Below are 15,338 nucleotides of genomic sequence, written 5' to 3' on the forward strand. Positions count from 1 at the left end.
CAATAGCGTGCGTTTCTGGATCATTCCGCTCACTGTACGCCTCCCCACTCAGCCCTCGTACTTGTAGAGCGCCGCACGGTTGAAAGGATCGATCTTCAACGTCGAAACTTCCCTGAGGGCGTCACCCCTCCAGTCGCCGGCAGCCTCACACTTCGCGTCGACCAGCATCGTCGTTCTCGTGGTCGTGCCGTAAGGCTTCCATTCGGGCATGCGGTCGTTGCTGGGGTTTCCAGTCCGTGCGAAGTTCACGAAGGCCGACATCAGGTTCATCGATGTCTCCATCGCGTCGTCACCCTGACCCGTCATTTCGCCGGCTTCGTTCACGGTGCCGAAGGCGAATGGGATGTCGACGGCATGCGGAGATCCGAGTACGCCACCTTCCCACGGAATGGTCCAGTTGAAATTGTACATGTAGACTGGAGCCTGGCCCGCAGCGCCTGACTTGGTTTCGGCCGCACCGGTCAGCGGCAGGCGGAACTGCACGTCCGAAGCAACGGCGACGAGAATGTCGGACGGCGTCATCTCAGGCGAAGCCTTCCGGTACGCCGCCATGATTCTATCGATCTTGGCATCGTCGATCTTGAACACCGTGCGCATCCGCACACGCATCTGTTCTTCCGTGATCTTGAAGTTTCGCATATCGCCTTGGAAGAACAAGCTCGCCTCGGTCTTGGTGCTGCCAAGGAGCATCGGCACCTTGGCGTGCATCGCCAAGCCCTCGGCTGTCATCGGTCGGGTAACGATATGCTTGCCGTCGATGACAGGCCGAGCGCCTTCAAATGAAGCGGCCACGGCACGGTTTCGTGCGTCGAGGACGGTCTGCATCCGGATCTGCTGTGCCGCCGCGAGGTTCTTCGGAACGACGCCGAGTTCCTTGACGAAGGCGTTCGCATACGGCTCCATGGCGGCCGCCGGATCGACATTGAGACCCGCTGCCCCACTCATGCTGATGGCACGGTGGAACAGTCCCTGGGCCTTCGGCATTGCCAGCAAGGTCATAATCTTCGAGCCGCCGCCTGACTGTCCGAACACCGTCACGCTTTCCGGATCACCACCGAAGGCCGCGATGTTGTCGCGCACCCATTCCAGAGCCGCGACGATGTCGAGATTGCCAGCATTGGCCGCGTCCCCGAAGTGTTCGGGATCAAGGTGGGACAGGTTCGTGTATCCGAAGGCGTTGAGCCGATGGTTTATGGTCACGACCACGACGTCGCCATAGCGCGCGAGATTGCTGCCGTCCTGTCCGATGCTGCCGCCACCGCCATTGATGTAGCCGCCGCCGTGAATATAGAACATCACCGGGCGCCTGGCGTCCGCCTTCAGGTCGGGGGTAAAGACGTTGAGAACACAGCAATCTTCGCCAAGCGGTTCGTTCTGGTTATACCACTGGAAGATATCCCCACTCATGCCGGTGTTGATCTGCGGACTAAGCGGTCCGTATTTGGTGGCATCGCGCTCACCGGTCCAGTCAACGACCGGCTGGGGAGCTTTGAAGCGATTGGCACCGGCGGTGGAGGCCGCATAGGGGATGCCCTTGAAGCTGATCGCACCGTGGCCCTGGGCGCCGCGCAAGACACCATTTCTGATCTTTACGGTTACCGGTTGCGCTGCCATGGCCATGGTCCCTCTCAAAATAATCGGCGTGGCGACGCCAATTGCGGCGGCGGCAAGGAACTGGCGTCTATTCGAGCGTCCGGCTGTCATGCGTCTCTCCAATGATCGAGCGTCAACCTTAAGGTAAAGGCTCTTGCATCTATCGATAAGATGGGGAAATGCTCTAGGCCCTATTAGGAATACTTATTCATGGCCAGCAAGAGCTACAATGACCTCGCCGTGTTCGTTGCGGTAGCGCGAGCGCAAAGCTTCACCAAGGCGGCGGTCCAGCTGGGGGTTTCACAATCCGCCCTTAGCCAGACGATCAAAAACCTCGAAGCGCGCCTCGGCCTGCGGCTGCTGGCGAGGACATCTCGAAACATCTCCGCAACTGAAGCCGGCGAGCGTCTGCTTGCGTCCGTGGGGTCCCATTTCGATGATATCGATGCCGAACTGGAGGCCATCACCCATCTGCGCGAGCGACCGGCCGGCCGGATCGCCATCACCACCAGCCAGCATGCTGCCGACGCGGTTCTTTGGCCGGTATTGGCCAAATTCATGGTCGATTATCCGGACGTTACCGTCGAAGTGGATGTGAATTCGACGATGGTGGACCTTGTGGCTGAACGCTTCGATGCCGGCGTGCGGTTGGGCGAGCAGGTCGAAAAGGACATGATCGCCATGCGCATCGGCCCCGAACTGCGCATGGCGGTGGTCGGATCCCCGACCTATTTTGCACACCATGGAGAACCGACAATTCCCGAAGACCTTACCCGGCACAAGTGCATCAATATCCGCATGCCGACGTCGAAGGGCATCCATCCCTGGGAGTTCGAGAAAGACGGCCGGGTCGTGAAGGTGAGGGTAACAGGACAAATCATCGTCAATAGCTCGCTGCGGACTAACGCGGCGCTTGATGGGCTGGGCCTTGCCTACATGCTCGAGGACTATGTGCAGCCTTACCTCGAGGATGGACGGCTGGTGCGGGTTTTGTCGGACTGGTGCCCACCGTTCCCCGGATATCATCTCTACTACCCCAGCCGGCGCCAGCATGCGCCGGCTTTCGCGCTCCTATTGGAGGCATTGCGATATCGAGCTTAAAGTCCTCGGGCCTGTCGCATTACTTTCTCGCTCGTCTTGATGATCACCTCCATGAAGTTTGACGTCGTAATCATTTGGTGAAGTCCGCGAGGATCTTGCCAGGGACGCGGCCGGTGCGATTGTGCTCAATCGCGGACGGCAGGTCGTCGAAACCGACCACTTCGGCGATGGTCGATTGCAGCGCGCCGGCGGCAACCTGCTGGGCGATGGCGGTCCGGCGCATGGTGTCGGGCTTGTTTGATAAAAAGACGCCGCGGTGGCCTTGCCGCGCACGCGAGACAACCTCTTGAAGCTCACAACTAGAGCGCGCGGGATGTTAAATAGTTTCGAAATCGAGAACCGCAGCGCCCCGGCCCAACTCGCGGTGTGTTTGAATGCCTGCACTCCTTGTGAGCGGAACCACACTGCCCAGCCGGATGGATGAATCGGCAGCCTTGCGGCGCAAAGATTTTGCCCGGCTCTAACACATTGGTGCGCTGAGCGCACAAATGAAATGCAATTAAACCCAATTACGGTTTCTGCTGCATTTATTATGTTCAAGGATTGAACTCACCAATGAAAGTCTATCCATGAGCAATACAATAGCAGTGCTTGGCAGCGGAATGATTGGCGGTCAAAGCGCACGGCTGGCCGTTGCAGCCGGTCTTAATGTTGTCATCGCCAACACACGCGGCCCCGAATCCCTCGCCGAACTTGTTGCGGAACTCGGCCCTCTTGCGCGCGCGGCCACGGCAGAAGACGCAATTAACGCAGCTGACGTCGTTGTCGTTGCCATTCCCTTCGGGGCCTATTCACGCCTGTCGCCCGATCTGCTGGCCGGGAAGATCATCGTAGACACGATGAACTACTATCCCGAGCGTGACGGCAAAATGCTGGAGGTGAAGACGGACACCATCAGCTCCAGCGAACTGGTCCAACGCCACCTTGCGAAGTCGTCCGTTATCCGGGCCTTTAATAACCTCGACTTCGTGCGCCTGCGTCGGCTCGCGCGGCCGAAAGGCGCGCCAGATCGCAGCGCCGTCCCGATCGCGGGAGACGACGCGACTGCTAAGGCAGTTGTGATCGAATTTCTCCACGCGATCGGATATGACACCGTGGATATAGGCCCGCTCGCAGAATGCTGGCGCAGCGAACCCACGACGCCAATTTACGTTGTCCCCTATGTCGGCAACGTGCCCAAGGAGCTGAAAAGCCGCGAGGAAGCGCTGGAGTGGTACATGAATACGCCAGGCCTGATTGTAACGGCCGACCGGGTGCAACAGCTTGTGGCTGAGGCAAGGCGCCACGATCACATGTTTGGCGACCTTGACCAGTTCCGCATCACGGCCGTTTTTGGCGGCTAAGAAACGGCTAGGCCTGCTTCCGCTCCGAATGTGGGGCGGGCAGGATGCCTTTGTTGCGCACCCATTTGGACAGTTCATCAACAAAAACTCGCGTTTTCGCAGGGATCAGGTTGCCGGGGGGCATGACAGCATTAATGCTGATCTCCCGAATGCTTCGCCATGTCGGGAGGATGTGCACCAGGTTCCCGGCCTGAATATGCGGCGCCGCCATCCAATAAGGCAGCAGCGCAATGCCGCTGTTGTCGATAGCTGTCATCAGGATCGCCTCGGCGCTGTCAGACGTGAAAGGACTGTCCGGACGGACGGTCGCCTGTCGACCTTCTTGCTCGAGAATCCAGTTCGGCCAGTCGGGATGATGTGTAAAGCCGAGACAGGCATGGGCTTCCAGATCCTCGGGTATCTGTGGCAGCCCACGATCATCGAGGTAATTCGGCGAGGCGACCACAATACTCCGGAAAGACCCAAGCCGCTTTGATATGAGCGAGCCGTTCCGGACGACGCTCAGGCGGATGACGGCATCGAAGCCTTCCTCGACGATATCGACGGTACGGTCCTGAAAACGAGCATCGATCTTGATCTTCGGGTATTTGCGGAGAAATTCCGAGAACAGTGGCGCGATGATCAAGCGGCCGAATGTGACCGGGAGCGAGATCTTCAGCACGCCTTGTGGCTCGGCCGCAAACCCGCTGACCTCCCGGGTTGCAAGATCCAACTCATCGATAAGATAGCGAAGGCGTTGGAAATAGACGGAGCCTGCTTCGGTCAGGGTGACACTTCGTGTGGTCCGTACCAACAGGCGCACCCCCAACCGCGTCTCCAACTGGCTGATGCGGCGAGAGATCACGGATGCATCACGGCCAAGCTGCACAGCGGCCAATCGAAAACTCCCCGATCGAGCGACCGCCACGAACGCCACAATGTCCTCGAAACCATCCTGCGCCATTCCTGCACCTTCTGCATTTATGATATGCAGTTCGTCCATATTGTGTGTTTTCGCGCAAGAGTTATTTTGGTTCGAACACAAGGAGACTTCATATGAAAACGTTTCTAAGCATTGGCTCCGGTCCGGGCATCGGTACAGCAACCGCCGAACGCTTTGCCAGAGAGGGATACCGCGTCGTGCTGACGTCCCGTGATCCGGCAAAGCTCGCCGGGCGCGTCGCGCAATTGGAGAGCAACGGCTATACCGTAGCAGCCAAAGCCGTCGACGCCGGCGATCTCGCCAGCATCAGCACCTTGATCAAGGAAACAGAAGCGGAATTTGGTGCGATCAACGTCCTTCACTTCAATTCCGCGTCGATGCATTCAGCCACTATCGAGACCCAGCCTGCCGACACGTTCGTGCCGGACCTGACCGTGAATATCGGTGCGCCACTGGTTGCCATCCAGGATGTCTCGCGTGGCATGCTCCAGCGCGGCGAAGGCACAATTCTTCTGACCGGCGGAATGTTCGGGGTGACACCCCATCCCGACTACCTGTCGCTCAGCATCGGGAAGGCCGGCATTCGCAGCCTGACCCATGGCCTGTTCGACAGCTTCAAGGATAGAGGTGTCCACGTTGCCATGGTGAACGTGGCGACGCTGGTGGCACCAGACTCTCCCGAGGCTCACGGGATCGCCGAAGCATTCTGGAACCTGCACGCCGAACCGCAGGCGACCTGGTCCGCTGACGTTACCTATCCGGCCTGACCGATCGATCTCGCCAAACAGCGGCGCAGTGCTGGCTTCTGAAAAGCCAGCACTGCGCCTTATGGCATTCCGGCAAATGAATTGCGGCCCGAAACGTGACATCCACTCCATCCACCACCTCCGACGTCACATCGCGCCAGGTCCTTCTATTCTCCTTTGCTGCGGCGGTGATGGTCGCGAACATCTATTATTCCCAGCCCCTGCTTGCCGTCATCGGCCAGACCTTTGGCGTCAGTCCGACCCATGCTGGTTACCTTGTGACCCTGACACAGCTTGGCTACGGGCTTGGTGTCCTATTCATTGTCCCGCTCGGCGACGGGATGGATCGCCGCAAACTGGCTTCGTTCATGCTGGCAGGATACATGGCCGCGCTGGCCGCAGCAGCCTTGAGCCCCGCGTTTCTCATCTTTGCCGCCGTTCAGATCTTCATCGGAATAACGGCGAGTGCGACCGTGGTGGTCATCCCGTATGTCGCCTCGCACTCGCCGGAAGCACAGCGCGGCCGCCGCGTCGGGCAGGTTACTACCGGCCTTCTCTTGGCCATCCTGCTTGCTCGCACGGTCTCCGGGGTTGTCTCCGACCTGATCGGGTGGCGCTGGATGTATGTTCTGGCTGCGTTCGCTGTAGCCGGCCTGTGGGTGATGCTACGCCGGACGATGATCGCGAACACACCAACAAACACCCTCGTCTAGGCGATATCGACGCCGCAGTCTTCGGCATGATTGAGGATCGGCGTCCAGCGGCGGGCAAGTTCGTCGAATGCGGTTTCGACCAGACCGGCCGGGCGCTGCGGCCACGGGTAGATGAACGGCCAGGCGAGCGCGCCGGAAAAGGTTGCATGCGCCTTGATGCCGAGGTGCTTCGACGCCGTCAGCGCCATCTTGACCTGCTCGACCGCCCACTCCTGACGCGCCTTCGGATTGCCGCGCACCTCCGGTGCCGCAAACCCGTCGAAGGCCTCGTCATAGGCCGGGTGAACGGCGACGAGCTGGCCCTGCAGATGGGTGGAGAGTTCGGTGATCTCGATGCCGTTTTCGCGAGCCTTGCCGGCGAACTCGTCGCAATAATCCTTGGATGTGGCAGCCTTCTTGAGATCGATCAGCTGGCTGGCCCAGGTCGGCACCTGGACGCCCTTGTAATCGATGTCGGCCGCCCATTTGGTGATCGCGTCCCACGAGTTGAAAGGAGCAGTTTCGCCCGCGAACTGGCCGAGGAACAGGCCGGGGCCCTTGATCGTCTTCATGTCGTCGATCCTGTTTTGGATGGTATTTGAGCCACAACCTACGCAGCGGCTTTGTAAGCTCGCTCACCGGGTCAGAACGCTATGTCTGGGAAGCGAGGGTCTTGAAACTTTGCGACCAGCGACGCAGGAAACGATCCAAATCGACGGGATTATCATGCTCAGCCACATGAGCCTTGAGGTACGGAAGTTTTTCGAACTCCTCGAAGATCGGACGCCAGTCACTCACGCCATGTCCAAGATCGGCCCAGCCGTCTTCGAGGGCAGTGTCGTGGTTGGGCTGGACGTCCTTGAGATGGACCGCGACGACGCGTTCTGCCCGAGCCCTGAGCCAATCCAACGGAGCGCCGCCCGCTCTCAAAATCCAGCCGAGGTCTGCTTCCCAATTCATCTCAGGCGCAGCGTCGAGCAGAATGTCCATTGGAATAAGTCCATTTTCGACCGGTACAAACTCAAAATCGTGATTATGCCACGCGAAGTCGAATCCTTCGCCTCGAACTTTGTGGTCGAGTAACTCCAACCTTGCCGCTATTTTCTTCCATCCTGCAAGGTCGGCGGGCCGGTCTTCAGGGGCAAGCCATGGCGCGATCACAGTGTCGATGCCAAGCGTGCGAGCAATCGAAATCGCCTTTTCGAAGTTGCCTTCGAGAAGGTCGAGGCCGAAGTGTCCCTGAGGCATAATGAGACCGCGTTCATCGAGCAGCCTCCGAAACGCAGCTGGGTCCTCGTAGTTAGCGAAAAAGCCTTCTACTCCGTCGTATGCGGATGACTTGACCTGATCGAGGATTCTATCCCACGGCGTGAAGTTGCGCGCGGAATAAAGTTGAACAAGTGTCTTCATAGCTTATCTCCTGATGAGATGCGAAGGCCGGTGGCCTTGTCAAAAAGGTAAAGTCTTTCGAGGGGAAGATGGATAGGCAAAGTGTCTCCTGCCGAGACCGCCAACCTATCGCGGAACGTCGCGAGGATTTCTTCGCCTTGAAGTCGCAAGGCTATCTGGGTCTCCGCCCCAGTCGGCTCGTCGACTATGACTGTGGCATCCTTCGAGGGCTTTCCTTCACTGGCAAGTTCGATGTGCTCCGGTCTGATACCTGCAACGAGCGGCCGACCGTCGGCCGCGCTTGCCAAGCCCGGCGGCAAAGCAAACGTCAATCCACGTTCAGTGTGAAATTGGCCGCCCTCGACACGACCGTTGATAAAATTCATGGACGGCGAGCCCAGGAACCCGGCGACAAAAAGACTGTTTGGATTGTCGTAGAGGTCGAGAGGTTCCCCAACCTGCTCGATCCTGCCGCCATTCATGATGACGATCCGATCGGCCATGGTCATCGCTTCGACCTGATCGTGCGTGACGTAGATGATCGTGGTCTTGAGACGCTGATGAAGCGCCTTGATTTCCGTACGCATCTGCACACGCAACTTTGCGTCGAGATTGGACAGCGGCTCGTCGAACAGAAATACTTCGGGATCGCGCACGATCGCCCGTCCCATGGCTACTCGCTGACGCTGGCCGCCGGACAGCTGCTTCGGCAGGCGTTCCAGAAGCGGGACGAGATCGAGTATCTCCGCTGCTGCCCCGACCCGATCGTCAATCTCTTTTTGCGGCCTGCCCGCCAGCATGAGAGCAAAACCCATATTCTGGGCGACGGTTTTATGGGGATAAAGAGCGTAGGACTGGAATACCATCGCTATGTTTCGGTCTTTTGGTCGCGCGTCGTTGACGACCTTATCGCCGATCGAGACGGTGCCAGTAGTGATTTCCTCCAATCCCGCGACCATGCGCAGCAGTGTTGACTTGCCACAGCCGGAGGGACCAACGAGAATGATGAACTCGCCATCCTTGATGTCGAGCGAGACGCCGTGCATAACTTGAAGTGCGCCGTAAGATTTTGTGACGTTGTCTATAGAAACGTTTGCCATGGCGCCTTCACATCTCCTGCATCATCTGTTGAAAGATTTCGAGATCTTGCCGCGCATCGGCAATCGTCGTCTTCGCGGGAAGCCCCAGAGTGATGGCATCGTGAAAACGTTTCCATTCCACGACAAAGGCATCGCCTCGTGTCTGGTGGCCACTGCACGATGTGACGCCGAACGCCGTGTTTGGCGTGGTGACGGTGAGACGCGCAGGCTGGTGTCGGATGTAGGGTGTGTCATAGTCGACGCGGACGATCTTGTCCTGCGCATACACTTCAAGATGCGCATTAAAACGAGCGATTGCGTCAATGCCTGTTTCGAAATGGCAGATAAAATCTCCGTAGTCGAACGCTGCCGTGATAAACATGCCGTCACGACGGAAGCCGGCATGAAGGACTCGCTTCGGCATGCCGATGAGCTCCCGCATCGCCGAAATGTCGTGCGAGGAAAGTCCTAGCAGGAGATTGTAGACCATTGCGCGCGGAAGTTCGCTGGTGCCGATCGCCTCTATAAGTTTGGCATCAGTGTCTTTCCGGGTTCGATCGATCACCGACTGGGGGATGTCGTCGCCTCGAACCACTGATGACGTTGGCTCTACGAAAGATGAATTGGGACCGATGATTGCGTGTACGCGCGCGAAGTTGATCTGGTCTCTTAGACCCGCGACGATTTTGACCGCATCCTCAAAGGCGGGTGCGTGACGGCGCATGTAGCCGATCTGCACCGTCATTCCGGTTTCGGCCTCAACGGCCGCAAGAGCGTCTGCCTCTGCCAAGGTCATGCACATCGGCTTTTCGATTAGGACATGCTTTCCCTTCTGCATCGCTTCCATGGCGGTCGGAGCATGGAATGTATTTGGGTTGGCAACAAGCACCGCGTCAACCGAAGGATCGTCGAGCAGGGACGAGCTCTCATCGTAGAGTGCCGCTTCGGGAATGAGAGCGCCTACACCCTTGAGGACAGTGGGCGAGGCATCGCATAGGGCGGTGATAGCGAAGCGGTTTGAAAGTTCGCGCAGCGTTGGAATATGAAGAATCTGCGAAGCCTCGCCGCACCCGATGATGCCGATATTGATGATTTTTGACATAATGACTCCGATCAACCCTTCACGCCGCCGGCAATCGCGCCGTGGGTGATGAATTTCTGCACGAAAAGAAAGAGGATGAGGGTTGGAAGCATGGTCACGGATGCCGCGGCCGTGAGGCTTCCCCAATCTGTCGAGAATTGCTGCAGGAACATCTGTATGCCGACAGGAAGTGTCATCGCGGCCTTGGTGCGAAGGAATACGTTCGCAACAAAAAACTCGTTGTATGCGAGCAAGAAAGCAAAGATCGACACTGCAGCAAGCCCCGGCCCCGAAAGTGGCAACACGACCCGAAAGAATGCGCCGAAGTGACCGCAGCCGTCGATCAGTGCTGCTTCCTCCAGCTCCCGGGGAATCGTGTCGAAATAGCTTCGCGCCATCCAAGTGACGAAGGGCAGATTGATCACCCCGTACACAATGATCACGGACAGGGGAGTGTCGATAAGCCCAAGGGGACGGAACAGCAGGAAGAGTGGAATGAGAGCCAGGATGATGGGAAACATCTGAACTGCAAACAAGCCAGTGGAATAGACATCCAAAAGACGATTTTTGAAGCGAGAGAGCGCATAGCCCGCGAAGACGGCGCAAAACAAGGAGAACACTGTAGCACCAAGCGCGGTCACGACTGAGTTCCTCAGATAGCTGAGAAACGGTGTCCCCTCCATGAGGAACCGATAGTTCTGCAGCGATGGATCGCGAGGTATGATTGTCAGTCTTGCGACAATTGCTTCGGTAGGTTGAAGCGAATTGAACACCATGAGAATAATGGGCAGATTGATGACCGTGGCGATCAAAGTCATCGTGGCTGTCAGAGCCCAGTTTCTTTTGGTTCGTGTCATCAGCGCTTCTCCCTTTGCAGACGCAGGGCGACTGCAAAAATGACCATCAAAATGGCGAGGGTCACGAAAGAAACAGCCGCTCCCACGCCGACGTCGTTGCGGGCAAACGTGTAACGGTACGCAAGGACAACCAGGTTCTCGGTGGCGTTTGCAGGTCCTCCTTGAGCAAGGAGCCAAGGTGTATCGAAGTCGTTGACTGTCCAGACCGTCATGAGAAGGCAAAGGACGACTGAGATGCCGCTTATCGCCGGCATGGTGACATGCCGGAAGCTTTGCCACTTCGTTGCACCGTCAATATCTGCGGCTTCGTACAATGTGCGGTCGATTGTCTGGAGCGCTGCGAGAAGCGATAGGAGCATGAATGGAAACGAGCGCCAGATCTTGATGATAATGACCATTGCGATGGTCCAGTTGGAGCTGGACAGGAAGTACACGGGGTCGCCCCCGAAAAAGACGATGATCTGGTTGAAGAGAGCCTTGTCGTCGTTGATCATCCACCGCCACGAAACGATTGCCACGAGCGACGGGACGATCCACGGCAAAAGCAGCAGAACGCGGAACAGTCCTCGCCCTGGAAAATCCTTCAGCAACAGGAGCGCCAGGCCAAGTCCCAAGCTGTAGCAACCGATGATATTGGCAACGGCGAAGTACAGTGAAAAGCGAAGCGCATGCCAGAACGACGGGTCGGACAGAAGTTTGCCGTAGTTTCTCAGGCCGACAAACTTGCCGGCCTTAAGCAGCGAGCCATTGGTAAAGCTATACCAAAATCCCTGGATCATCGGGTAGCCGATAACGACGATCATCAGGATCAGGGACGGGAGAAGCAAGAGCAACGTCATCTGCAGGTCAGGGGTCAGAAACTGTCTGGCGCTGGAGCGCCAGACAGTTCGCTTCACGAGCGAGGCCGTCATCGGTTACTGTTCCATAATTTCTTGAAGATGTTCCTGAGCAGGCGTAACGACCTCGCCCGCCGGTTGACCCTGCCAGAGCTTCTGAACAAGGCTCATCATGAAACCATCACCGTCGATCTCGTTTAGCTGGGGAAAGGTACCACCGGCGGTAGCCGACATCGGCTTGACGATCGGCAGATAGTTTTTGATCACGAAGCTGACTTGATCGTTTTCAGTGAAATACGGATCTTGCTGGAAGGAGGCGCGTGCCGGAATGCCTCCAGCCTTACCCTCTGTCCAAAGAACCTTCTGGTTTTCGGACCACCAACGCAGAAATTTCAAGGTTTGTTGCGGGTGCTGGGTCTGCTTGTAGACCATGATGTTGTTGATCCAGCCAATCGTTCCCTTCTCGCCAGAAGTGGACGTGAGCGGCGGTACGACGCCGACCTTGTCCTTCTCTTTTCCTGCTTGGTCTGCGGTACTCGGACTCGACAGGTAAAACGCCGCCTTCCGGGCGACGAAACTTCCCAGCGCGTCGTCGTTCGTATAGCCGGCCGACGCCGGGTTAAGCACTTTCTCGGTCGCGAAGCTGGACAGAAAATTGAGCGCTGCAAGAGATTTTTCGCCGGTGAGGTTTGGCTTCTTGTGTGCGTCGAACAGGCCCCCGCCATTGTTTATCATCGCCGACAATATCCAATGCATTCCTGTCGCATCGCCGGAGGAAACGACACCGTAGGTACCGTCTTTCGTCACCGCCTTGCTGACGGCAAGAAATTCGTCCCAATTGGTTGGAACCTTCTGCCCGGCGGCTTCGAGAACGTCTTTCCGGTAGAAGAGCGCGCGAAGATCGATGGCCCACGGCAAGGCCACATAATGGCCGTCGTATTTCATTGCTTCCAATGTACCCGGCGCAAAATCCTTTGCGCTGCCGTCCGCTTCCATTTGCTTTACGAGATCATCGACCGGGTAAATGGCGTCCATGCTGTAAAACTGTACGGCCTGAAATCCAGCGCCGGTCGAAATGTCAGGAGCGGAACCAGACGCGATCGCTGTCACGTAAGTTTCATACCAGTTCGCCCATGGCACCGACCGGTAGGTCACGTGGATGTCGTCCTGACTTTTGTTAAAGTCGTCGACGAGCTGCTGGGCGCGCTGTGAGTAGGATCCCGGTCCCCAAACCTGGTCCCAGAAGTTTAGCTCGACTTGAGCGTGGGCGCTCGAAGCGGCTCCAGCAAGCAATGCAGCAAGCGGCAGAATGCGTAAAAAGTTTCGCACGGAATCTCCTCCCATTGATCTTCCCGCGCCGCCCTCCTAGGCGGCGAAATCGGGGCTATACAGACCATAATCAACTAAAACGGTTGTGTGGTGACGTCACCACATTGCATATTGATATGAGTAATGCAAGTGAGACGACAATGATTTCGAAGGAGATGAGATGCGTTCCCAAACGGCGACAATGGCGGACGTCGCGAGAGAAGCCCAGGTTTCCCCAACAACGGCGGCTCGTGTCATCCACAACAGAGGTTATGTCTCGGACGAGAACCGTAGGCGCGTCTTAGAAGCAGTTGAGAGCACAGGGTACCGCCCTAATCTGCAGGCTCGCTCTTTGAGAATGCAAAGGAGCTATTCTCTTGGGCTGGTGCTGTCTTCGGCGCGTGAAAACCCTTTCTACACGCACATTTCTCACGCCATCCGCACAGCTGCCAGCGACCGCGGCTTCTCGATGCTGACGGTCAATCACAGCTATTCCCCTGAAGCGGAGGTCAATGGGATAAAGCAGTTCCTCGAGCATGGGGTTGATGCGACGATTCTTTGCCATGCACTAGAAAATAAGAACGTCCAGCCGTTGATCCAGGCGGGTATCCCGGTCATTCAGGTCGAGCGCCACGATATCGAACAGGCATATTTCGTCGCCATTGATCCAGAGCCAGGGATGCGTGCAGCGGTTAAGTCCCTGGCCGATGAAGGCCACAGAAGAGTTGCCTTCATTGGTGCGCGCGCGACCGGCTTAAAGGACGGCGGTCCTGGCCACGCCGAACAACGACGAGCCGAAGCGTTTCAACAAGCGGTCTCGTTGTACGGACTTGACGAACAAGATTGCCCGGTCGTGCTCGGCGAGTATTTTCCGCGATCTCCGAACGATATGCTCCCCGGCCGCCGGCTCGCAACCATGTTACTGGACGATCACGGTTGCGCCGTCACCGCGATCATCGCCGGATCAGATATCCTGGCTGCTGGTATTCTTCAAGTTTTATACGAGCGTGGCTTGAACGTGCCGTCGGACATCTCTGTCATTGGCTACGATGACAGCATGGCCCAGTTTCTATCGCCTGCTCTGAGTTCGATCGCCCAGCCCTATCGGGCAATCGGCGATTCCGTCATGGAATTTGTTGAAGAGGCCGTGGGTCAAGACACGGGTAGCGCGAAGATTCGAGAGCGGTCGGTGTCGACTTCATTGGTATTGCGGAATTCCATTGGACCTGCTCCTGGAAGCTTTTAGGTTCTTCACGCCGGCTGTAATAGCGACCGAACCCGGTCTGCAGCAGGATCACATCTTCGGTCCCAGATAAATTTTCGGCAAGTGTCTGTGCCAGAAGATGTTCAACTGCATCCACGGGTCCAGCGCCGACCGTCGAAACCTTGAGAAGAGCCTCGGCAAATTCCTCTTCGCTAAAACCCAGTGATGTGACGCTCATATTAGGGCGCTGTCACGTTGTCGCTGGCTTAACGGCTGTTGGATAGTGGCGGCGAGATGAGCACGCGCACGATCAGCTATAGGAACCATAGCTTCCGACGCAGACTATTGCTCGCGCGGGTGGCTGTATTTTCGATTCTCTTAAGCCTGCGGCTGGTCGAGGAAATGCAGCTGGAGCGCGGAATTGGCGTCTGTCGCTCGCCTTGAAAGGATCAGAACCGTCGACAACTTGACCTGGTTTAGCTAAGCCGCTGGTTTGTTTGAACTCTTTTGGCATATTCCGCCATTATGGAACCGCTGCTCGTCTTGGAAAAAAGACAAAATTGTGACGCTGGGGCCAGTAGAGTGTTTGGCGATGACAACACTCTACTGGCCCCAGCGGCTAGCCGCGCCTCATGTCGGCTGTTCCCGCGCTGGAGCGTGTCTTTATTGGGAGGATACGCTCACCTTCAATTTGCGAGGTGCTCTGCGGCTTCGACACCCAGCTTGAGCGAGTCCTTTCCTAAATTCGGGTTCGCCTGCGCCTCCGCACGAACAATTTCGACATCAGTGATGCCGATGAAGCCGAAAATGTTTCGAATATACGGCGATATGAAGTCCATGCCTTGCGCTGGCCCGCTACTATAAACGCCTCCGCTCGCGATCAACGCAACAACTTTCTTGCCGGTGGGCAACAACCCTATCGGCCCCTGCTCACCATAGGTGCCGATTCCGATGAAGCCGCCCCTTTGTTCCGAGATGATTGCGCCCCGGGATTCCGGGATGATCTCGCCCCCTTGAGGCTGGGGTCCTGCTGGCTTTGATTGTTGTCAATTCATTCGGGTAGGGAGTCAAGATTTCCGGCGCTGATTTCGCCGCAAGCTTTCGCCGGATAGGTCGATGCGGTGGGCGTTATGAACGAGCCTGTCGAGGATGGCATCGGCGTAGGTTGGGTTGCCGATGATCTCGTG

General features: G+C 57.2%; 15 protein-coding genes and 3 pseudogenes. 6 read left to right on the top strand and 12 right to left on the bottom strand.

Annotated features, from left to right (window positions below; genetic code table 11):
* Positions 1–48: 48 nt before the first annotated feature.
* Positions 49–1,704, bottom strand: coding sequence for a carboxylesterase/lipase family protein (locus AB4Z52_RS32255; protein ID WP_442221935.1), 1,656 nt, complete (start codon positions 1,702–1,704; stop codon positions 49–51).
* Positions 1,705–1,803: 99 nt separating this feature from the next.
* Here AB4Z52_RS32255 and AB4Z52_RS32260 point away from each other — a divergent pair, with 99 nt between their 5' ends.
* The gene (locus AB4Z52_RS32260; protein ID WP_442221936.1) at positions 1,804–2,694 is read left to right on the top strand and encodes a LysR family transcriptional regulator; all 891 of its coding nucleotides are present in this window, start codon (positions 1,804–1,806) and stop codon (positions 2,692–2,694) included.
* 70 nt (positions 2,695–2,764) lie between these two features.
* Here AB4Z52_RS32260 and AB4Z52_RS32265 read toward each other — a convergent pair.
* Positions 2,765–2,956 (bottom strand): annotated as a pseudogene (locus tag AB4Z52_RS32265) (zinc-binding dehydrogenase); the annotation flags it as partial.
* 307 nt (positions 2,957–3,263) lie between these two features.
* Between AB4Z52_RS32265 and AB4Z52_RS32270 the strand changes: the two are divergent.
* Positions 3,264–4,037, top strand: a complete 774-nt coding sequence (locus tag AB4Z52_RS32270; RefSeq protein ID WP_442221937.1) for an NADPH-dependent F420 reductase — start codon at positions 3,264–3,266, stop codon at positions 4,035–4,037.
* A gap of 7 nt (positions 4,038–4,044) precedes the next feature.
* Here AB4Z52_RS32270 and AB4Z52_RS32275 read toward each other — a convergent pair whose 3' ends face one another.
* Positions 4,045–5,121 (bottom strand): LysR family transcriptional regulator, encoded by a 1,077-nt coding sequence (locus tag AB4Z52_RS32275; protein WP_442221938.1) that lies wholly within the window; start codon positions 5,119–5,121, stop codon positions 4,045–4,047.
* On the opposite strand from AB4Z52_RS32275, the gene AB4Z52_RS32280 reads away from it, so the two are divergent.
* A complete protein-coding gene (locus AB4Z52_RS32280) occupies positions 5,073–5,726 on the top strand; it encodes an SDR family NAD(P)-dependent oxidoreductase (protein ID WP_442221939.1) in 654 nt (217 codons plus the stop codon). The genes AB4Z52_RS32275 and AB4Z52_RS32280 overlap by 49 nt on opposite strands.
* Before the next feature lie 95 nt (positions 5,727–5,821).
* Positions 5,822–6,418, top strand: a complete 597-nt coding sequence (locus AB4Z52_RS32285; protein ID WP_442221940.1) for an MFS transporter — start codon at positions 5,822–5,824, stop codon at positions 6,416–6,418.
* A 2-nt stretch (positions 6,419–6,420) separates the two neighbouring features.
* Here the strand turns inward: AB4Z52_RS32285 and AB4Z52_RS32290 are convergent.
* The 7 genes and pseudogenes from AB4Z52_RS32290 to AB4Z52_RS32320 form a co-directional block, all read right to left on the bottom strand.
* Positions 6,421–6,969, bottom strand: a pseudogene (locus AB4Z52_RS32290) (TIM barrel protein); the annotation flags it as partial.
* Between the two features lie 79 nt (positions 6,970–7,048).
* A complete protein-coding gene (locus AB4Z52_RS32295) occupies positions 7,049–7,807 on the bottom strand; it encodes a sugar phosphate isomerase/epimerase family protein (protein ID WP_442221941.1) in 759 nt (252 codons plus the stop codon).
* Complete coding sequence (locus tag AB4Z52_RS32300) at positions 7,804–8,886, bottom strand: ABC transporter ATP-binding protein (protein ID WP_442221942.1); 1,083 nt, start codon at positions 8,884–8,886, stop codon at positions 7,804–7,806. Before AB4Z52_RS32300 ends, AB4Z52_RS32295 begins: the two co-directional genes overlap by 4 nt.
* A gap of 7 nt (positions 8,887–8,893) precedes the next feature.
* Positions 8,894–9,967 (bottom strand): Gfo/Idh/MocA family protein, encoded by a 1,074-nt coding sequence (locus tag AB4Z52_RS32305; protein ID WP_442221943.1) that lies wholly within the window; start codon positions 9,965–9,967, stop codon positions 8,894–8,896.
* Between the two features lie 11 nt (positions 9,968–9,978).
* Positions 9,979–10,587 (bottom strand): carbohydrate ABC transporter permease, encoded by a 609-nt coding sequence (locus AB4Z52_RS32310; RefSeq protein ID WP_442221944.1) that lies wholly within the window; start codon positions 10,585–10,587, stop codon positions 9,979–9,981.
* Positions 10,588–10,802: 215 nt separating this feature from the next.
* Positions 10,803–11,714, bottom strand: a complete 912-nt coding sequence (locus AB4Z52_RS32315) for a carbohydrate ABC transporter permease (RefSeq protein WP_442221945.1) — start codon at positions 11,712–11,714, stop codon at positions 10,803–10,805.
* A 3-nt stretch (positions 11,715–11,717) separates the two neighbouring features.
* The gene (locus AB4Z52_RS32320; RefSeq protein ID WP_442221946.1) at positions 11,718–12,983 is read right to left on the bottom strand and encodes an ABC transporter substrate-binding protein; all 1,266 of its coding nucleotides are present in this window, start codon (positions 12,981–12,983) and stop codon (positions 11,718–11,720) included.
* A 145-nt stretch (positions 12,984–13,128) separates the two neighbouring features.
* Between AB4Z52_RS32320 and AB4Z52_RS32325 the strand changes: the two genes are divergently transcribed.
* Both AB4Z52_RS32325 and AB4Z52_RS32330 read left to right on the top strand, forming a co-directional pair.
* Positions 13,129–14,193: a LacI family DNA-binding transcriptional regulator gene (locus tag AB4Z52_RS32325; RefSeq protein WP_442221947.1), complete on the top strand. Its 1,065-nt coding sequence runs from the start codon at positions 13,129–13,131 to the stop codon at positions 14,191–14,193.
* 252 nt (positions 14,194–14,445) lie between these two features.
* Positions 14,446–14,580 (top strand): annotated as a pseudogene (locus tag AB4Z52_RS32330) (IS6 family transposase); the annotation flags it as partial.
* A 257-nt stretch (positions 14,581–14,837) separates the two neighbouring features.
* Here AB4Z52_RS32330 and AB4Z52_RS32335 read toward each other — a convergent pair.
* Both AB4Z52_RS32335 and AB4Z52_RS32340 read right to left on the bottom strand, forming a co-directional pair.
* Positions 14,838–15,155, bottom strand: coding sequence for an NAD(P)H-dependent oxidoreductase (locus AB4Z52_RS32335; RefSeq protein ID WP_442221948.1), 318 nt, complete (start codon positions 15,153–15,155; stop codon positions 14,838–14,840).
* A 63-nt stretch (positions 15,156–15,218) separates the two neighbouring features.
* On the bottom strand, positions 15,219–15,338 hold a 120-nt coding region (locus AB4Z52_RS32340), incomplete at its 5' end, for an ATP-binding protein (protein ID WP_442221949.1).

This window comes from Rhizobium sp. 2YAF20 (genome assembly GCF_052114685.1).
In the GTDB taxonomy this organism is placed as follows: Bacteria; Pseudomonadota; Alphaproteobacteria; order Rhizobiales; family Rhizobiaceae; genus Rhizobium.